This is a genomic window from Bartonella sp. AP36NXGY (assembly GCF_042195865.1).
Classification (GTDB): Bacteria; Pseudomonadota; Alphaproteobacteria; order Rhizobiales; family Rhizobiaceae; genus Bartonella.
Map to the genome: position 1 here is coordinate 35,341 of NZ_JBHIPD010000004.1, position 20,715 is coordinate 56,055.

Annotated in this window: 18 protein-coding genes and 1 other RNA gene; all 19 read left to right on the top strand. The window is 38.4% G+C overall.

Annotated features, from left to right (window positions below; genetic code table 11):
- Positions 1-205: 205 nt before the first annotated feature.
- The 19 genes from ffs (at position 206) to infB (ending at position 20,609) form a co-directional block, all read left to right on the top strand.
- Positions 206-303, top strand: an RNA gene (ffs, locus tag ACFINX_RS02840) — signal recognition particle sRNA small type.
- A 223-nt stretch (positions 304-526) separates the two neighbouring features.
- On the top strand, positions 527-2,467 hold the full coding sequence (locus tag ACFINX_RS02845) for a DNA polymerase III subunit gamma/tau (RefSeq protein WP_375668311.1): 1,941 nt from the start codon (positions 527-529) through the stop codon (positions 2,465-2,467).
- Positions 2,468-2,481: 14 nt separating this feature from the next.
- Entirely contained in the window at positions 2,482-2,805 is a 324-nt protein-coding gene (locus tag ACFINX_RS02850) for a YbaB/EbfC family nucleoid-associated protein (RefSeq protein ID WP_375668312.1), read from the top strand.
- A gap of 30 nt (positions 2,806-2,835) precedes the next feature.
- A complete protein-coding gene (recR, locus tag ACFINX_RS02855) occupies positions 2,836-3,444 on the top strand; it encodes a recombination mediator RecR (RefSeq protein ID WP_375668313.1) in 609 nt (202 codons plus the stop codon).
- A 68-nt stretch (positions 3,445-3,512) separates the two neighbouring features.
- On the top strand, positions 3,513-4,541 hold the full coding sequence (locus ACFINX_RS02860) for a YeiH family protein (protein ID WP_375668314.1): 1,029 nt from the start codon (positions 3,513-3,515) through the stop codon (positions 4,539-4,541).
- Between the two features lie 734 nt (positions 4,542-5,275).
- Positions 5,276-5,962: a tRNA (adenosine(37)-N6)-threonylcarbamoyltransferase complex dimerization subunit type 1 TsaB gene (gene tsaB / locus ACFINX_RS02865; RefSeq protein ID WP_375668315.1), complete on the top strand. Its 687-nt coding sequence runs from the start codon at positions 5,276-5,278 to the stop codon at positions 5,960-5,962.
- The gene (rimI, locus tag ACFINX_RS02870; RefSeq protein WP_375611805.1) at positions 5,962-6,453 is read left to right on the top strand and encodes a ribosomal protein S18-alanine N-acetyltransferase; all 492 of its coding nucleotides are present in this window, start codon (positions 5,962-5,964) and stop codon (positions 6,451-6,453) included. The genes tsaB and rimI overlap by 1 nt, the downstream gene beginning before the upstream one ends.
- Before the next feature lie 31 nt (positions 6,454-6,484).
- Entirely contained in the window at positions 6,485-7,861 is a 1,377-nt protein-coding gene (gene miaB / locus ACFINX_RS02875) for a tRNA (N6-isopentenyl adenosine(37)-C2)-methylthiotransferase MiaB (RefSeq protein ID WP_375611806.1), read from the top strand.
- A gap of 159 nt (positions 7,862-8,020) precedes the next feature.
- Entirely contained in the window at positions 8,021-9,145 is a 1,125-nt protein-coding gene (locus tag ACFINX_RS02880; protein ID WP_375613339.1) for a PhoH family protein, read from the top strand.
- Entirely contained in the window at positions 9,142-9,609 is a 468-nt protein-coding gene (ybeY, locus tag ACFINX_RS02885) for an rRNA maturation RNase YbeY (RefSeq protein WP_375611807.1), read from the top strand. Before ACFINX_RS02880 ends, ybeY begins: the two co-directional genes overlap by 4 nt.
- Before the next feature lie 109 nt (positions 9,610-9,718).
- Positions 9,719-10,744: a hemolysin family protein gene (locus tag ACFINX_RS02890; protein WP_375613314.1), complete on the top strand. Its 1,026-nt coding sequence runs from the start codon at positions 9,719-9,721 to the stop codon at positions 10,742-10,744.
- Complete coding sequence (gene lnt / locus ACFINX_RS02895) at positions 10,707-12,341, top strand: apolipoprotein N-acyltransferase (protein ID WP_375613313.1); 1,635 nt, start codon at positions 10,707-10,709, stop codon at positions 12,339-12,341. Before ACFINX_RS02890 ends, lnt begins: the two co-directional genes overlap by 38 nt.
- A gap of 148 nt (positions 12,342-12,489) precedes the next feature.
- Complete coding sequence (locus tag ACFINX_RS02900) at positions 12,490-12,903, top strand: helix-turn-helix domain-containing protein (RefSeq protein WP_375611810.1); 414 nt, start codon at positions 12,490-12,492, stop codon at positions 12,901-12,903.
- Positions 12,904-13,033: 130 nt separating this feature from the next.
- Positions 13,034-14,302, top strand: a complete 1,269-nt coding sequence (gene metK, locus ACFINX_RS02905; RefSeq protein WP_375613312.1) for a methionine adenosyltransferase — start codon at positions 13,034-13,036, stop codon at positions 14,300-14,302.
- Complete coding sequence (locus tag ACFINX_RS02910; RefSeq protein ID WP_375668316.1) at positions 14,299-15,000, top strand: tRNA (guanine(46)-N(7))-methyltransferase TrmB; 702 nt, start codon at positions 14,299-14,301, stop codon at positions 14,998-15,000. Before metK ends, ACFINX_RS02910 begins: the two co-directional genes overlap by 4 nt.
- Before the next feature lie 127 nt (positions 15,001-15,127).
- Entirely contained in the window at positions 15,128-15,778 is a 651-nt protein-coding gene (rimP, locus tag ACFINX_RS02915) for a ribosome maturation factor RimP (RefSeq protein WP_375611870.1), read from the top strand.
- A gap of 47 nt (positions 15,779-15,825) precedes the next feature.
- Positions 15,826-17,457: a transcription termination factor NusA gene (nusA, locus tag ACFINX_RS02920; RefSeq protein ID WP_375613310.1), complete on the top strand. Its 1,632-nt coding sequence runs from the start codon at positions 15,826-15,828 to the stop codon at positions 17,455-17,457.
- On the top strand, positions 17,458-18,093 hold the full coding sequence (locus ACFINX_RS02925) for an RNA-binding protein (protein ID WP_375611814.1): 636 nt from the start codon (positions 17,458-17,460) through the stop codon (positions 18,091-18,093). It begins immediately after the preceding gene.
- Positions 18,090-20,609, top strand: a complete 2,520-nt coding sequence (gene infB, locus ACFINX_RS02930) for a translation initiation factor IF-2 (RefSeq protein WP_375611815.1) — start codon at positions 18,090-18,092, stop codon at positions 20,607-20,609. Before ACFINX_RS02925 ends, infB begins: the two co-directional genes overlap by 4 nt.
- Positions 20,610-20,715 lie beyond the last annotated feature (106 nt).

Here is a 20,715-nt window from a genome sequence, read left to right on the forward strand (position 1 = left end):
TTATACATTCAGACTATCTTAAGCGAAAAAATATTTTCATACCAAATAAATATGAAGAGCTACTGCTATAAAAACTGGTAAATCCACAATCTCTTTGTTGTTTATATGTCAATAAATTAAACGCAAAGGAAAATTCTTCGTCGTTCTTAGGATATTTTTCGTTTCTGATCTTGATTTTTCATTCCAAATCGACAATATGAGCTTGGGAGGTTGGTGGTGGACGGACTACTCGCCAACTGGGTCAGGTCTGGAAAGAAGCAGCCCCAACGAGTTCTGGTACGGGTCATCGTTCCAACCTCCTATTTTGCTGAAGAAATTATTTTTTATGCTGTCTTTTAGCGAGGTATTTTTAATCTTCAGAGCAGCATTTGTATGCAGCAAATAAAGGGGTTTTGTTATTTTTAAACAAATTGTCCCATAAATAATTTGATTAAGAAAAAATCCTTTTATATGAGACTACAGTATTGATCTATGCTTTTGTATTATCAAAATGTACGCATAAAGAACTTCGAAGTTGGAAATACTCATGGAAAATTTACCGGTAGAAACAGCCTATCGTGTTCTTGCTCGTAAATATCGACCCCAAAACTTCTCTGACCTCATTGGTCAGGAAGCTATGGTGCGTACTCTCACCAACGCCTTTGAAAAAGGTCGTATTGCACAAGCGTGGATGTTAACAGGGATTCGTGGCGTAGGTAAAACCACAACAGCACGTATTTTGGCACGTGCGCTTAATTATAAAACAAAAGATATTGATCAACCAACAACTGTATTGGACTCTCTTGGTGAACATTGCACACAAATTATCGAAGGACGCCATATTGATGTTATAGAAATGGATGCCGCTTCTCATACGGGCATTGATGATATTCGTGAAATTATTGAACAAATACGCTATCGTCCTGTTTCTGCACGCTATAAGGTTTATATTATCGATGAAGTACATATGCTCTCAACACAAGCCTTTAATGGTTTATTGAAAACTCTTGAAGAACCACCTTCCCATGTGAAATTTATTTTTGCCACAACAGAAATTCGCAAAGTTCCTATTACAATTCTTTCGCGTTGCCAACGTTTTGATTTACGACGTATTGACTCAAAAGCTTTGAGTGCACATTTGCGTCAAATTGCGAAATATGAAAAGGTAGAAGTAGAAGATCAAGCACTCTCTATGATTGCCCGTGCTGCAGAAGGATCTGCACGTGATGCATTATCCATTTTTGATCAAGCAATCGCCCATAGCAATGGCAATGTTAATGCTATTGCGGTGCGTACAATGTTAGGATTAGCGGATCAAGCACGTATTATTGATCTTTTTGAATTTATCATGAAGGGCGATGTTGTCAATGCGTTACATGAATTACGCAGTCAATATGAAGCAGGTGCTGATCCTCTTACTATATTGACAGAACTAGCCGATTTTAATCATCTGGTCACACGTTTACGTTTTACACCAGAAATAGTGGAAGATTTCTCTCTGACTGAAGAACAACGTTTAAGAAGTTTAGACTTTTCAAAAAAACTTTCCGTTCCTATTTTATCCCGAAACTGGCAAATGTTACTCAAAGGTTTACAGGAAGTTAATCAAACTGCACGTCCTCTTCAAGCCGCTGAAATGCTTTTAATTCGTCTTGCTCACACGGCTGACTTACCAACTCTTGATGAGGCTTTAAAAAAGCTTACGCAAGAAAAAACGCCTCTCACACTGATTAAAAACTCTTCTCATCAAGAATCTACAAATGCAAATAATATAACAAAAGAAACAATGGTCGGAGCCCATGCTTCCTCGAGCATTTCAAATACATTAGCCGATCAATCAGATTTAAAAACATCTTTGAAAAACCAATTAGATCATTCCTTACAACCAGAAAATTTAGTTAAAAATCAAAACCATGACAAAATCAGCGCCCAAGAAGCAACAGAAATTCTAGAAACTTCTCAATCTACTGATCTTTCTGAAAAGATTGCAAATTTATCGCATTCTGTCATGCAAAAAACAGAAAAGATTACTGAACCTAAAACTCTCGTGATTAATTCTTTGCACGATATTGTTCAATTAGCCGAACAGCATAATGACGTTCCTTTCAAACTCCTTGTTAAAGAATTTGTTCATCCTGTTTCTTTTGAAGCTGGGCATATTACCTTAAGACTTTCTGAAAATACCCCACAATTTCTTGCTCATGATATAGAAAAAAAGATATCTCAATGGACAGAAAAACGCTGGACAATAACTTTTGTTAATGAAGGAGGTGGCCCAACCTTACAGGAGGAAAGTATAGCGATTCAAAAGACTCTTTTTTCCAATGCAGAAACAGATCCTGATATCGCGAAAATCCTCAATCATTTCCCAGAAGCAAAAATTGTCGATATTCGACTCAATAAAGAAGAAAATGATCTTGATTTACTCCCCAATACCTTTAAAAATGCTGATATTTTTAAAAATAAAAATGATATCAATGATGAATAAGGATACCTATTCCTATGCGTGAAATGATGAGCATGATGAAAAAAGCCAAAGAAATGCAAGAAAAAATGCAGAAGATTCAAGAAGAAATAGCTAATCTGCAAGCTGTGGGCACTGCAGGGGGTGGTCTCGTCAATATCACTTTAAATGGCAAAAATATTATAACAGCAATTCAAATTGATCCTTCATTACTCAAACCTGAGGAAGCTGAAATTCTTGAAGATCTCATTATGGCAGCTTATAATGAAGCAAGAACAAAAATCGAAATGGCAATAGAAGAAAAAACCAAAAGTATGACGGCAGGGCTACCACTCCCATCAGGTTTCAAGCTTCCATTTTAATGAAACGGATTTTTTCCGTGGGACAAAAATATGTCTAAATACATTGCAGGACCTGAGATTGAACGTCTCATTCAGATTTTATCACGGTTACCAGGTCTTGGTCCACGTTCAGCGCGTCGTGCTGCACTTCATCTTATCAAAAAAAAAGAGACATTGCTGGAGCCTTTAGGAGCAGCTATACAAGCAGCTATAGAAAAAGTCGGCATTTGTTCTGTTTGTGGAAATGTCGATACCATTGATCCTTGTTCAATTTGTACAGATTTGCGCCGCGATGATACAACAATCATCGTTGTTGAGGATATTGCTGATCTGTGGGCTCTTGAACGCGCAAAAACTTTAGCCGCACGTTACCATGTGTTGGGTGGGCGACTCTCCCCCTTAGATGGAATAGGTCCTGACGAACTCAACATTGCCACCTTAATACAACGTGTTGTACAAAACCCTATTATTACGGAGATTATTCTTGCTGTCAATGCGACTGTCGAAGGTCAAACAACTGCTCACTATATCACTGATCAGCTTTCTAATTTTCCAGTTAAAATTACGCGACTTGCTCATGGTGTTCCTGTAGGAGGCGAGCTTGATTATCTTGATGATGGAACTTTAGCAGCAGCTGTACAAGCAAGAACAAATCTTTAAAAATTTCTTTCTCTTACCTGTTATCTCGCTTTATTTACTATCATTTCTTTTTATGGGGAAATATTAAAATGATCAAAAAACATCTCTCACTTTTAAACGACTTTGGTCCTGGTATTCTAACATGTTTACTCATATCAGCCTTAGCTTATGGCTTAGAAGTTGTAGAAAAACAGCTTTTTGGACAAGCATGGCTTGAAAGCCTTGTTTTGGCAATTCTTTTAGGATCGATTATCCGTAGTTGTTTTCCTTTGCCAACATATTTTCAAAAAGGTATCACCTTTTCTGCAAAAACACTTCTCGAAATTGCTATCGTTCTTCTAGGAGCAAGCATTAGCATTAACGCAGTCCTTTCAGCTGGTTGGAATTTGCTTGCTAGTATCATATTCGTGATATTCGTAACGATTATCCTGAGCTTTGCCATCGGCCGACTTTTCGGGCTTTCTACACATTTAGCAATGCTGGTCGCTTGTGGGAATGCTATTTGTGGCAATTCAGCTATTGTTGCCGTTGCACCTGTCATAAAAGCAAAACATGACGATGTAGCCGCGTCAATTGCCTTCACTGCTCTTTTAGGAATTCTTATTATTTTATTTTTACCCTTTTTACATCCATCTCTGAATTTGTCATTTAGCCAATATGGTGTGCTTGCTGGCATGGTTGTGTATGCTGTACCACAGGTTTTAGCAGCAACAGCACCTATCTCTTTTCTGAGTGTTCAAATTGCAACAATTGTCAAATTAGTACGGGTTCTCATGTTAGGCCCTGTTATTTTTACTCTATCAATCATTTATCGCCGATCAGCACAAACACGCTTGCGTTTACATACCCTCGTCCCATGGTTTATCATTGGCTTTATTATCATGATGCTTGTTCGCTCAAGTGGTCTTATCCCTGAAAAGGCTATCAATCCCATCAAATTTATTGCCCAGTTGTTTACTGTTATCTCAATGGCTGCACTAGGATTAGGTGTTGATATCCGATCACTAAAAAAAGCAGGATGGCGCGTCATTTTGGCTTCAACCTGCTCCATAATTATTCTCGGTATTTGTAGCCTTATCATGATACAATTGAATGATTTAAATCATATAACATTTTAAATGTGCATTGATTATTATTTTTTCAACGTAGTATACAATCAACCCAAAGTCCTCATTATTATTAAAATCAGTTCTTTCATAAACCAGAAAAAGTTCTAAAATACTGCTCATTATTCTATACAAAAAATTGAAAGAGCTGATATTTAAGTGAAAACTGTCAAATGTGCTTTTCAGTCCATAATGATTTGCAACAGGGTAGTATCAAAATACGTAACTCATGCAAAACAATGCCATTTCTTTCATCTGCTCTCATTACGCTGAGTTTTTTATATAAAGACGGATAGAATATGTTCTTATTTGGAAAAAATGTGGGGTCATAACTTTTCCTCTTTTAAATTACTTTTACTTACTATGTAATACAAGTGGCATCAAAGTACTATTTGATAGCTTACAAGTTGTGACAACCCTTCCATTTAAACGATTCGTGAAGGAGTTTTTATTCTTTTCTTCAACAGTTTTGATTCATACGCTAACTCCGCTTGTAATATACAAGCTAATAACTTTAATTGTTTCACCATAAGTAGACTTAAAATAAGAGAATCTTACAATACTCAAGGTACTCATTCAAAAAGTGATAAAAATAAGGATTAAATCAACATCTCGTTCTATCCCATAAAAAGATATTGTTGCTTATTGTCACTAGTAACTTTCTTACAAATGAAATATACGATAATGAAAAGATTAAAAATACAGCAGGACTTTTATTTATCGTTTTATTCAACTAAAATATTTTTATGCTTATCCTTGCTATAGATACCGCTTCAATTTATTGTGCTGTTGCGCTTATTCGTCATAAATCTGTTATTGCGCGTATCAATGAACGCATAAACAAAGGACATGCCGAAAAAATTATTGGGCAGATTACACAAATAATGAAACAAGCCAATATGACGCTTGATCAAGTTGAGCGTATTGCTGTCAATATTGGACCTGGATCATTTACTGGTGTACGTGTCGGTGTTGCAACAGCGCGCGCTTTGGCATTAGCACTTGAAATACCTGCTGTTGGAGTGAGTGCTCTTGAAGCGTTAGCAGCACAAGTCATAAACAATAAAAGTACAGCATCGGCAATTACTGTTGTCATTGAAGCAGGGAGAGGGATGTTCTACCATCAAAATTTTCATAATGATCTCACACCTTTGGGAGAGCCGGGATTAAAAACAATTGAAAATATCCTCGAAGATTTGCCCAAAAAAACCCGACTGACTGGCCCAGCTGCTGATATCGTTGTGGAGCATATTAAAAACCATAAAATATACGAAAAAATTGTCCTAGAAAAAATCCCCTGCGAAGCGGCCGATATTGTAAACTATGCTTATCTTGCTGCAAACAAACAATCAAAAAATTCACCTCGCCCACTCTATCTACGCAGCGCTGATGCAAAACAACAAACCAATTTTGCTTTACCACAAAAAAAATAATGCCCAAATTTTCATTGACAAAAAAGAATTTTGGAATTGCTCCGCTACAAGTTAATGATAGTGCTTCTCTTCATCAAATTCATCAGCATTGTTTTACCCCTTCTTGGGAAAAACAAGCTTTTGATAATTTCTTAACAGATCACTCTATCTTCGGATACAAAGCTTTTCTCATTGATCACTCTGATCAAATTTTAGGCTTTTGCCTATGCCGTCTCATCCTTGATGAAGCAGAAATCATCACAATTGCTGTTCATCCTCATTATCGTCAAAAAGGAATTGGTACCTTTCTTATCGATCGTACAGTTCACCATCTTCACGACAAGGGCGCTATAAAATTATTCTTGGAAGTAGAAGCCACAAATCTTTCTGCTTTGAACCTTTATCAACGCTTTGAATTTCAAAAAATTTCTGAACGTCTTGCCTACTACGCGTCAAAAAATGGTCGTGGTGATGCAATTATCATGCAAAAAACTTTTAAGCAAATAGATTGAGATTTGTGTAAAAAACATTTACACATGCGCTATGAATAAAGTAAATCCTAAAAATACGCCTCCTGTTGCTCCTAAAAAGGTTTTTATCAAAACCTATGGATGTCAAATGAACGTTTATGATAGCCAACGGATGACTGATAGCCTCAGTTCGCAAGGCTATGTGACAACACAAATTCCCAATGATGCCGATCTTATTCTTGTTAATACCTGTCATATTCGTGAAAAAGCAGCAGAAAAACTTTATTCTGATCTTGGTCGTTTGCGCGTTATGCGTCAAGAGCGCACACCTGATAAACCCCTGATGGTTGGTGTAACAGGTTGTGTTGCACAAGCTGAGGGAAGTGAAATCTTGCGCCGTGCTCCAACAGTGGATCTTGTTATTGGTCCGCAAATGTATCATCGCTTGCCAGAATTGTTAGAAAAAGCCAAACAAGGGAAAAAAATTATCGAAACAGACTATGCTGTTGAAGATAAATTTGCTCATTTGCCGCCCCATAATAAACATGCAGTAAGAAAACGAGGTGTTAGCGCATTTTTAACAGTACAGGAAGGTTGCGATAAATTTTGCACTTTTTGTGTTGTTCCTTACACACGCGGTGCTGAAATATCACGATCCGTTGAGCAAATTACCGAGGAAGCCCTTCAACTCATCGAAGCGGGTGTCAAAGAAATTACGCTGCTTGGACAAAATGTCAATGGTTGGCATGGACAAAGTGCTGATGGCAAAACTTGGCGTCTTGGCGATCTTCTTTATCATCTCGCAAAACTCGATGGTTTAAAGCGTTTGCGTTACACAACCAGCCACCCACGTGATATGGATGATAGCCTTATTGCCGCGCATCGAGATCTTGATATGTTAATGCCTTACCTCCATCTTCCTGTTCAATCAGGTTCAGATCGCATCTTAAAAGCCATGAACCGACAACACAAAAGCTCTCATTATCTTCATCTTATCGAAAAAATTCGGACGGCACGACCCGATATTGCCTTTTCAGGTGATTTTATTGTAGGGTTTCCAGGAGAAACAGATGAAGACTTTGAAGAAACCATTAAACTTATTCAACAAGTACAGTACAGTTCAGCTTATTCTTTTAAATATTCCCCCCGTCCTGGAACAGTGGGAGCCACAATGAAAAATCATGTTGATGAATCTGTAAAAGATGCCCGACTTCAACATTTACAAGCCCTTCTCCTTGAGCAACAAAATGCGTTTTTGCGTTCTAAAATTGATCAAAAAACGAACGTTCTCATCGAAAAACCTGGACGTCACTCAGGGCAAATGGTAGGGCGTTCCCCTTGGCTTTTACCTGTTGTTGTCGATACAGAAGCCTCTACAGGTAGCGTGATAGAAATTCATATTAAAAATGCAAGCTCAAACAGTTTTGTTGGTGAAGTGACAAATAGATAAACATGCCTCTAATACCTTGTTCAAAAATAAATATTTTGGAAAACTCTTTTATTTTAAAAGCAAATGATTACATCTAAAGCGTACACTTTTTGTAAAAATTGTCTTTTATAAAATTTACTTAACAAAATGTGCAACATTTATGTAGATATGGAGAATAGGCTGAAAGCTTCAACCGAAAAAATAAAGCGTATTAAAGAAAAAGTAAATATGTCCCTTGAAAAGGCTGATACCTTGAAACAAACAAGCGCTTCAGATGTGAGCCAAGTTGTTTTGATTTTCGAAAATAATAAATATGCAAAAGCAGTTTTTGGTAAATTTGACGAAAATCTCGCTTATATCGAAAAAAAACTCGAACTTAGTATTCATCCGCGTGGTAATGAAGTCTTAATCCGTGGAAATATTTCTGTTATAAAACGTGCGCAATATGCATTGCAGCAGCTTTATGAACGTGCCAAAACACATCAAGAGCTCACTTTATCAGATATAAAAGGAGCGATTGCTATGGCAAATATACCAAAGAAGCAGAAAGAAGACACAATAACACACAAATCTGCAACGAAACGTATAGCAGCTCGGTTGAGTACCCATAAAAAAATAATTCATGCAAGAACTCCAACACAAGACGCTTACATAAGTGCTATGGAGCATACTGAACTTGTGTTTGGTGTAGGACCAGCAGGAACAGGAAAAACGTATCTTGCTGTTGCTCATGCTGCAATGCTTCTAGAACGTGGTATCATTGAGCGAATTATTCTCTCACGTCCGGCTGTTGAAGCTGGAGAACATCTTGGTTTTCTTCCCGGTGATCTCAAAGAAAAAGTCGACCCATATTTACGACCACTTTATGATGCTCTTTATGATATGATGCCCGCTGAAAAAATAGAACGCATTTTAGCCTCTGGTGTCATAGAAATTGCTCCTCTCGCCTTTATGCGCGGACGAACACTTGCCCATGCTGCTGTTATTCTTGATGAGGCACAAAATACTACGCCCATGCAAATGAAAATGTTCCTCACACGTCTTGGAGAAGGAACACGTATGATTGTTACCGGTGACGTAAGCCAAATTGATTTGCCTACAGGGCAAAAATCAGGTCTCATTGAAGCAATTCGCATTCTTTCAAATGTAGAAAATATTGCAATTGTGCATTTTGATGAAAAAGATGTTGTACGCCACCCACTTGTTGCTGCTATCGTTCGTGCTTATGATCGTGATTCCGAAATACAAAATAAAAAAAAATCATTCGCATGCGATGCATTAAAAAATGAATTTGATTCATCATGATTATTATTGATATAATGATTAAAAGCGCAGGGTGGAATGATGAGAAAATGCTTTATAATATCACTGAAAAAGCATTAATGGCAACTATGCATCATGTTTCATTGGCAAATGTTGTAAGCGAGATTAGCCTGCTTTTTACGGATGATGAACATATGGCACAAATCAATGCACAATGGCGCAACAAAAACAAATCTACTAATGTATTATCCTTTCCTGCTTTTCCACTTAAAGCTGGAAATCGACCTGGTCCCATACTCGGTGATATTATTATTGCCCGAGAAACTGTTGTTTTCGAAGCAGAGAAAGAAGGAAAAACATTTCAAGACCATTTAACACATATGATTGTTCATGGTATCTTGCATCTGCTTGGTTATGACCATGAAACTGATGATGAAGCATATAAAATGGAAAAGCTCGAAAGAGAAATTCTTCAAAAGCTTTCCATAAAAGATCCTTACGCATAATTGTCTATCAATGATAAAATTTAACTTTTAAAATCAATATTACCAGCATACCATTTAAAGCCTCTTATTTATCTATTATAAAAAAGAAAGTCTAGAAGATTTCAAAACCATGGCAAACAAAATAAATGCACAAAATAATAGTCAAGCATCTTCTAATAATGAAAAAGACCCCTCTCAGCAGACGAATCATACAGAGAAATATTCCCTGATGAATCATTTATTTTCATTCTTACGGGGTCGTAATTGTGCATCTACGTCACTGCGCGATGATCTTACCGTTGCACTCACGACTAACAATGAAAAAGATACCGCCCTCTTCTCACCTGAAGAACGTACTATGCTGCATAACATTTTACGCTTACGTGAAGCACGCGTGGATGATGTTATGATACCTCGTTCTGAAATCGAAGCATTAGAAATAAACACCTCTCTTGGAGAAACCCTTAAATGTTTTGCAAAAATTGGTCATTCTCGTATCCCCGTTTATGCTGAAACTTTAGATGATCCGCGCGGCATGATCCATATCCGCGATATTCTTAACTACATCACTCGCTTTATTATCAACCCAACAAAAACCGAACAAAAATCCGATTTGCTTCAATTAAACCATACAGACTTGCATACTCCAATCGGTGAATTGGATTTGATCCGAACAGTTCTCTTTGTTCCCAGTTCTATGCTTGCAAGCAAATTATTAACACGGATGCAAACTACACGAACTCAAATGGCTTTAGTTATTGATGAACATGGAGGAACAGATGGTCTCGTTTCAATGGAAGATATTGTTGAGTTAGTCGTTGGGGATATCGAAGATGAACATGATAATGTCGACAATGCTATCGTACGTGAACCAAATAATAAATGGCTCGTTGATGCAAGAACTGAACTAGAAGATGTGGAGAAAGCTCTTGGTCCTGATTTTATCGTAGGGGAATATGGTGATGAAGTTGATACTATTGGTGGTTTGATCGTCTCAATTCTTGATCGCATTCCTGCTAAAGGTGAAATTGTCGAAGCTGTACCTGGCTATAGATTTCGTATTTTAGAAGCTGATAAACGCCGGATTAAACGATTGCGCATTTTTCGCATTCCCAAAAATGAGAATCTTGAGAACAATGCCATCCCTAAAGAATAGTCCAGTATTTTTAAACAATTTCATCGTTTTTTTGTTCTCTGTTACAGGCTGGAAGCGCCAAGCATGGATATTTCTGTGTGGTGCTCTTACTTCTTTTGCACTTCCACCCTTTTATTTAACGCCTCTTTGCTTTTTAACTTTCCCTCTCTTTATTGTTTTACTTGACTCAATACGGGCCACCAAAAACAATAAAAAACATTTTTTTACTTACGCTTTAAGCTGTGGAACCTTTGGTTTTAGTTATTTTATTTGCGGCCTTTGGTGGCTATGCAATGCTTTGTTAACAGATCCAGATTCTTTTGGTTGGGCAGTCCCATTAGCCATTTTATTCCCTCCACTCTACCTTTCTCTTTATTGGTTTTTTTCTGGTTTCATTGTCGGTTTATTATGGACAAAAGGAATAGCACGCTTTTTTGTTTTAGCCTTTGCATTAGGATTATCCGAGTGGTTGCGTGCGTTTTTATTCACAGGATTTCCATGGAATTCTCTTGGCTATACAGCCATGCCAACCCCAATGTTCATGCAATCTGATGCAATCGTAGGACTTTACGGAATGAATATTCTTGCTGTCTTAGCCTACAGTTTGCCAACTGTTTTATTAACGGATGAAAAAAAGAAAGTGGCACTTTCTCTTTGCTTATCACTTATATTCATTCACTGTGGTTTTGGGTTTTATCGTCTTCATACTATAGAAAACACAACTGAAGATCAAAAAAGTGCTTATTGGGTGCGCATTGTTCAACCGTCCATCCAACAAAATATAAAATTGCGTGATAATACACGAGAATCTATGTTGGAAGCACATATGAAGCTAAGTGCAACGCCAACAACCGATCAAAATTCAGAACCCGATTTTATCGTATGGCCTGAAGCTTCCGTTCCTTACCTTCTCTATGATAATTCATCTATCACAATGCGCATTGCCTCTCTTTTAAAACCTAAACAATGGGCTATTGTTGGAGCAATACGCGCCAGCAATGATCTACCTCATTCCCAAACACAATATTTTAATACAATTGCAGTCATTAATGCTCAAGGTAATATTTTAAATACTTCCGATAAACTTCATTTGGTTCCTTTTGGTGAGTATCTTCCTTATCAGAATTTATTGAAAAAAATTGGATTGCGTACCCTTGCTGATAATATTGGTGGATATAGTGCTGCAAGTGTGCGCAAAATTGTTACAATGCCAAACGGATTTTCTTATCTACCCTTAATTTGTTATGAAGCAATATTTCCCCATGAAATGACTTTTAAAGGCTCCCCACCTCAAGCAATTATTAATATTACAAATGATGCATGGTTTGGTGTAACACCTGGACCCTATCAACATCTTCAACAAGCACAGCTTCGTGCCGTTGAACTGGGAATCCCCCTCATACGGGCCGCCAATAATGGCATATCAGCTGTTATTGATTCTTATGGACGAATCGTTGTAGCTCTTCGACAAAATGCTGTAGGCATTATTGATTCACAAGTTCCATCATCCATTACCCCTATAGGAAGCAATGAATACAGAACTTTCTCTACTTTTATCTTATTCATCCTTATGCTATTGTGTCGTATTGGTTTTGGTTTTACAAAACAGCTTAAATGATTCAAGTGCCCTTTGTACGGTATTGTGTTGTGTGTACCAGTGATATTGGGAAAAAATATTACATATTGTTTTAATTATATGATAAATCAACTGCGCATAAATATGATGTTGGTTTAGAAGAAAAATGCTGGAAATAAAGAGTTGCATTATGACCGAAACTAGAAAAAAACCTGACCCTATAGATATCTATGTTGGAACTCGTATCCGTTTACGTCGTAATATTTTAGGACTCACTCAAGAGAAACTAGGTGAAAAATTAGGAATTACTTTTCAGCAAATCCAAAAATATGAAAAAGGAACAAACCGTATTGGTGCCAGCCGTCTTCAAGCGATAGCGGAAATTATGGATGTTCCTGTTTCTTACTTTTTTGATAAAGGTATTACCTCCCAACAAGTAGAGGGGTTTGCTGAAAGTGAACACAATTTTATAGACTTTTGTTCTAGCAGCGAAGGGATTCAGCTCATGCGCGCTTTTACAAATATATCTGATGCTAAAGTGCGTCGAAAAATTATTGACTTGGCAAAAGCACTTTCTGAGGAAGATTTGACAAATAAGTTATAAATTAAAATTATATCTTTTCTCTTTTATTCATATACATTTGCATTGACTATTTGCTGTAGAATTAGCAAATGGTGACGACTTTAGTAAGCAATTGATTAAATCGTTGGTTTTCTTTTTTGAAGGAGTTCCTATGCCGCATCAAGATTATCTTTTTACGAGCGAATCGGTATCGGAAGGACATCCTGATAAAATTTGTGATCGTATTTCCGATGAAATCGTTGATATGATCTATAAAGAAGCTGAAAAGACTGGTACTGATCCATGGTTAGTACGCGTTGCCTGTGAAACTCTCGTCAGTGTCAACCGTGTTGTTATCGCTGGTGAAGTACGTGTTCCCGATACGCTATTAAAAAAAGATAAAAATAAAGAATTCATCTATGATGAAACTAGCTTTCCACTCATTAATCCTACACGTTTTCGTACAGCAGCGCGCCGTGCTATTCGTACCATTGGCTATGAACAAGCAGGCTTCCATTGGAAAACTGTTAAAATTGATGTTCTTTTGCGCCCACAATCAGCTGATATAGCAAGAGGGGTTGATAATGCTACGGATCGGCATGGTGAAGAAGGAGCGGGTGATCAAGGTATCATGTTTGGATATGCTTGCCGTGAAACACCTGATCTCATGCCTGCGCCAATTTATTATGCGCATAAAATTCTCAAACTTCTTGCCGCAGCTCGTCATAAAGGAGAGGGAGAAACTGGAAAATTAGGACCAGATGCTAAAAGCCAAATAACCATACGTTATAAAAATGGAAAACCGATAGAGGTCACATCCATTGTTCTTTCAACGCAGCACCTTGATGAAAGCTGGGATTCCAATAAAGTACGTACAGTGGTTGAACCTTACATTCGCCAAGCTTTACATGACATTCCCATTGCAGCTCAATGTAGTTGGTATATTAACCCAACAGGAAAATTTGTCATTGGAGGCCCTCAAAGCGATGCCGGATTAACGGGACGCAAAATTATTGTGGATACTTACGGAGGTGCAGCACCCCATGGAGGCGGTGCTTTTTCAGGAAAAGATACAACAAAAGTTGATCGTTCTGCTGCCTATGCGGCACGCTATCTGGCTAAGAATATTGTTGCTGCTCATTTAGCAGAGAGATGCACCATTCAACTCTCCTATGCAATTGGTATTGCACAACCTTTATCTATTTATCTTAATCTTCATGGAACAGGAAAAGTCGATGAAAAGGTTATTGAAGAAGCCATCCGCAAAATAATGGACCTTTCACCTACCGGCATTCGAAAACATCTTGACCTCAATAAACCTATTTATGCGAAAACAGCTGCCTATGGTCACTTTGGTCGTAAACCAAAACACGATGGTTCGTTTTCATGGGAAAAAACTGATCTCGTGAAAACGCTTCAAACAATGATCCAAATCCCATGATTAAACATAATATACGTAAGAGTGAAGCATTTTTTGGACGCCGACAAGGAAAACAACTTCGAGACAGTCAGCTTACACGTATACAAATGCTTCTCCCCAGTTTGAATATTGATTTAAATGTCCCTCCTCCCTTAAACCTTACATCCTTATTTTCAAGCAAAGTAAGAGAAATTCGACTTGAAATCGGTTTTGGTGGAGGTGAACATTTACTTCATGAAATGGCATATTTTCCAAAAACCGGTTTTATCGGCGTCGAGCCCTTTATCAATGGCATGGCAAAAATATTATCGTCTCTTGAACAGCATCAAAACCATCAAAATCGTCTTCGCCTCTATAATGATGATGCTACACGCCTTCTTGATTGGCTCCCTGATAACTCGCTTGATGGAATAGACCTCTTCTATCCTGATCCTTGGCCGAAAAAGAAACACTGGAAACGACGCTTCATCAACATAAAAAATCTTAACCGTTTTGCTCGTGTTCTTAAAATAGGGAAATTTTTGCGCTTTGCTAGCGATATAGACAGTTATGTAAACTGGACTTTGTACCATTGTGCACAACATGATCACTTTGAATGGAAAGCAGAAAGCCCTCAAGACTGGAAACTCCCTTATCCACTATGGAGCGGAACCCGCTATGAAGCAAAAGCTTTACGCGAAGGACGAACGCCTGCCTATCTTACCTTTATCAAGAAATAAATGATCAAGCGCTTTTCTCATAAACAACTTGAAAAATTTTGAATTTAAGAGTATCAATAGTTAAATTCTTGGTCTTATGATGAAGAGTGGGCCGTTGGACCCGCTCTTTTTTAATATCATAAAACTGATGAAACCAACTTGGATAAAATGTATGAACGAAGCTGAAAAAATAAGCAATCTTGACGAACCGCGCCTGTTTGAAGAAGATGGTATCGAAGCACAGGTTGCTGCTCTTGTCATACCACTACTTAAACCTTTAGGTTTTCGTTTGGTTCGTGTGAAACTTCTTGGTCAAAATGGTTTAACACTTCAAATTATGGTTGAACGTGCCGATGGTTCTATGACCATAGAAGATTGTGAAACTGTTAGTCGAACAGTTTCTCCCCTCCTTGATGTACAAAATGTTATTGAACGCAAATATCATTTAGAAATCTCATCACCTGGAATTGATCGTCCATTGGTAAGAAAATCTGATTTTTTTCATTGGCAAGGGCATCTTGCAAAAATTGAAACCAAAATAACAATTGATGGGCGCCGAAAATTTCGTGGGACACTTACAAATATCACGCAAGATGGATTTATTTTAAACACTGATAAAGCTGCTTATGGAGAAGCCATGTATACCCCTATTTCCTTTTGTGATATCATAAATGCGCATTTAGTGCTTACCGATGAGCTTATTCGCGATGCATTGAAACAAAATAAAGATTTAAGTCAACAATTCATTGCCGAAGAGAACGCTAACGACTCTATACAGACGCTCAATTTCAAAAAATAATATCACTGGGAAATACCCATCGTGTGGCACAAAGAAGGAGAAAATTGATGGCTACAAGCGCTAACAGGCTTGAGATTCTGCAAATTGCAGATGCTGTTGCACGTGAAAAGTCAATCGACCGTGAAATTGTCATTTCTGCGATGGCTGATGCTATTCAAAAAGCAGCACGTTCTCGTTATGGTCAAGAAACCAATATTCGTGCTGAAATCAATTCTAAAACAGGTGAAATTAAATTACAGCGCCTGCTTAAAATCGTTGATGTCGTTGAAGACTATACAACGGAAATTACTTTGTCTGATGCTCTCAAACGTCAAGCAGAAGCAAAAATTGGTGATTTTTTTGCTGATCTTTTACCTCCTATGGATTTTGGACGTATCGCAGCACAATCTGCTAAACAGGTTATTGTACAAAAAGTACGCGATGCAGAGCGCGATCAGCAATATGAAGAATTCAAAAATAAAGTTGGTGAAATTATTTCTGGTACAGTTAAGCGTGTGGAATATGGTAACGTCATCGTTGATCTAGGGCGCGGTGAAGCTATTGTTCGCCGTGATGAATTAATTCCTCGTGAATCATTCCGCTATGGAGATCGCATTCGTGCTTTTGTCAATGATGTACACCGTGAAACGCGTGGTCCGCAAATTTTCCTTTCACGCACACATCCCCAATTTATGGTAAAACTTTTCACTATGGAAGTACCAGAAATTTATGATGGTATTATAGAAATCAAATCTGTTGCTCGTGATCCAGGTTCACGGGCTAAAATCGCCGTTGTTTCACGTGATGGTTCCATTGATCCTGTTGGAGCATGCGTTGGAATGCGAGGAAGTCGTGTACAAGCTGTTGTTGCTGAATTACAAGGCGAAAAAATTGATATTATTCCTTGGTCGCCTGATGCGGCAACATTTGTCGTTAATGCACTGCAACCTGCTGAAGTTTCTAAAATCATCCTTGATGAAGATGCTGAACGGATTGAAGTTATTGTGCCAGATGATCAACTTAGCCTTGCTATTGGACGACGTGGGCAAAATGTTCGCTTGGCTTCGCAACTAACAGGATGGAACATTGATATTTTAACGGAAAAGGAAGAATCTGAAAATCGTCAAAAAGAATTTACTGAACGAAGTAAATTGTTTATGGAAGCCTTAGAGGTTGACGAAATGATCGGACAGGTTATGGCATCAGAGGGTTTTTCTTCTATTGAAGAAATCGCCTATATTGATCTTGAAGAAATCGCTTCTATTGATGGTTTTGACCATGATACCGCCGCTGAAATCCAAAGTCGTGCCCGCGAATATCTTGATCATCAAGAAAAAGAACTCGATGAAAAACGCAAAAAGCTCGGAGTTTCTGACGAATTGCGAACACTTCCTGGAATGACAAGTGCTATGTTGGTTGCTGTAGGTGAGGATGGTGTAAAAACAATAGAAGACTTTGCTGGCTATGCCGTTGATGATTTAGCTGGTTGGAGAGAACGTAAAGAAGGTCAAACACAGAATTTTTCTGGTATTTTAACCCCTTTTGACATTACACGCGCAGATGCAGAAGCTATGGTTTTAGCCGCACGTGTACAAGCAGGCTGGATAGACCAAGCTGATCTTGTTACAGAAAATCCTGTAGAAGATGGAAATTCTACAGAAAATGAAAAAATAGATGATTTGGATGTGGATACACTTTAAATGAATGAACGGACTTGCATTGTGACCCGAAAAAATGCTTCAGCACAAACGCTGATCCGTTTTGTTATTGGTCCCAACAACCAAATTGTTCCTGATCTTAAAGCGAATTTACCAGGGCGTGGCGTTTGGATTTCTGCCCATCACGCTGTTATTGAGAAAGCAATCAAACAGAAAGCTTTTCATAGAAATTTTAAAACAGATGTTGAGGTTGCACCAAATCTTGTGCATGTTGTTGATACGCTTTTACTAAAAGCCGCTCTTTCAAGCCTTTCCATGGCACGAAAAGCGGGAGCAATTGTTATGGGAGCAACAAAGGTTGACGCTGCTATCCGCTCTGGTAAAGTTATTCTTGTACTTCATGCTAAAGAAACAACAGAAGATGGGAAACGAAAAATTGCACAGGCCATCCATTCAATACAACAACAAACAAATCGGACTATAAAAACCATATCTTTATTTACAAGTGATGAAATGCGAGTGGCTTTTGGCTCTAATCCTGTAATGCACGCGGCCTTACTGGACACAAAAGCTGCTGAAGGATTTCTCAAAACAACATGTAAATTGATCAGCTATCGTGACGACAAGCATAGTAAGTCTAGTGAGATGACGGCCCAAGCCGTGAAGGAAGTACAATGAGTGAAAATAACAACGACAAAACAACCGTCAAGAAGACACTAACTCTCAAGAGGTCTGTCTTGGAAACGAGTACGGTTAAACAAAATTTTAGTCATGGCCGTACGAAGGCTGTCGTTGTCGAAACCAAACGGCGTAAAATTACGCGACCTGATGAAAAAGCTGAAACCCTACAGCCCATTACAAAGCCGCATGTGGCCCCCCAGCGTTCTAAACCGCGTTTTGAGGGAAAAAAGCCTCAAGAATCTGTGACCAAAAGCAATCTTTCATCAACTGAAATGGAAGCGAGACTTCGCGCGTTAGAAGAAGCACATATCCAAGAAAAAATAACGCGAGAACAAGCCGAAGAAGAAGCAAGACGCGCTAAAGAGCGTGAAGAAATTTTACAGCAAGAAATTAAAGAAAAAGAAATACATCTCCAACAAGAAGAAGAAATATCGCCAGTACAGACTCCACCTGTTCCCCCTCTCATTGAACAGACAGATATTCCTATTGCCCCTAAACAGACAACCGTGGTTGAAAAACGCAAAATAGATGACAATAAAGAGGAAGAACGGCATAGTCGACGTGCTAATCCTGCTAAATCAGAAATACGTGTACCCAAAGTTGTCAAAGGAGCTGATGAGCGGAGACGCGGAAAGTTAACTCTGAATAGTGCACTGGATGAAGAAGGAAGCGCACGTGGGCGCTCAATGGCTGCAATGCGGCGTAGACAGGAAAAGTTTAAGCGTGCACAAAATCAAGAACCAAGAGAAAAAATTTCTCGCGAAGTTGTTCTTCCTGAAACGATTACTATTCAAGAGCTCGCACAACGTATGACTGAGCGTTCTGTTGATGTGATTAAATTCTTGATGAAACAAGGACAAATGATGAAACCTGGCGATGTTATTGATGCAGATGTTGCCGAACTCATCGCTGTTGAATTTGGCCATACTGTTAAACGTGTTTTAGAATCTGACGTAGAAGAAGGTATCTTTAATATAACAGATAATCCTCAAAACATGCAGCAGCGCGCCCCTGTTGTAACCATTATGGGCCATGTTGACCACGGAAAAACTTCGCTTTTGGATGCTATTCGTAAAGCAAATGTTGTTTCTGGCGAAGCAGGAGGTATTACGCAGCATATTGGTGCCTATCAAGTAGAACAAAATGGTCAAAAAATTACCTTTATTGATACACCAGGTCATGCTGCATTTACCGCTATGCGTGCACGCGGAGCTCGTGTTACTGATATTGCTGTTCTCGTTGTAGCCGCTGATGATAGTGTTATGCCTCAAACGATTGAATCAATCAATCATGCGAAAGCTGCTGGTGTACCTATCATTGTTGCTATCAACAAAATTGATAAACCAGCTGCGAATGCACAAAAAGTGCGTACAGAACTTCTACAACATGAAGTGTTTGTTGAAACTATGGGTGGAGAAACTTTGGACGTTGAAGTTTCTGCTAAAACTGGTCAAAATCTTGATAAACTTCTCGAAGCTATCCTTCTTCAAGCTGAAATGCTTGATCTGAAAGCAGATCCTCAACGAACTGCAGAGGGCGTTATCATTGAAGCCAAATTGGATCGCGGACGTGGGTCTGTTGCAACAGTTCTTGTTCAAAAAGGTACATTACACCCTTCTGATATTATCGTTGCTGGAAATGAATGGGGTCGTGTACGTGCTTTGATTGACGACCATGGCCGCCATGTCAAAGAGGCCGTTCCCTCTACACCAATTGAAATTTTAGGCATGCAAGGAACACCACAAGCCGGAGACCGTTTTGCTGTTGTCACACATGAAGCAAAAGCACGTGAAATTTCTGAATATCGGCAACGATTAGCACGTGATAAAGCTGTTGCGCGGCAAACTGGTTCGCGTGGTTCTCTTGAACAGATGATGACAAAATTGCAAACGACTGGTGTTAAGGAATTTTCTCTTATTATAAAAGGAGATGTGCAAGGATCAATTGAAGCAATCGCTTCAGCATTGGAAAAACTCGGAAATGACGAGGTTCGTGCGCGTATTGTACATTCTGGTGCTGGAGGAATTACCGAAAGTGATATTTCTCTTGCAGAAGCTTCTAACTCTGCTGTAATTGGCTTTAATGTTCGAGCCAATAAGCAGGCACGTGATTTTGCTAAAACACAAGGAATTGAAATTCGTTATTACAACATCATTTATGATCTTGTTGACGATATCAAGGCTGCTATGTCTGGATTACTCTCACCAGAACAGCGTGAAACTTTCCTTGGTAATGCTGAAATTCTAGAAGTCTTTAACATTACAAAAATTGGAAAAGTTGCAGGATGTCGTGTTACAGAAGGTAAAATAGAACGAGGAGCCGGTGTTCGCCTTATCCGCGATAATATCGTTATTCACGAAGGAAAGCTGAAAACACTCAAACGCTTTAAGGATGAAGTCAATGAAGTGCAAAGTGGTCAAGAATGTGGAATAGCCTTTGAAAATTATGAAGACATGCGCGCAGGAGACATCATTGAGACCTTCCGTATCGAACATATTAACCGCACATTATAAAATAATCCAATAACTTTACTCTGTTGTGAAATGAGAAAAGTTATTAGGTTTTATACACAATATCTCTTTTTCCTTATCTAAATGGTCAAAAAAGAGATCTTGTAGC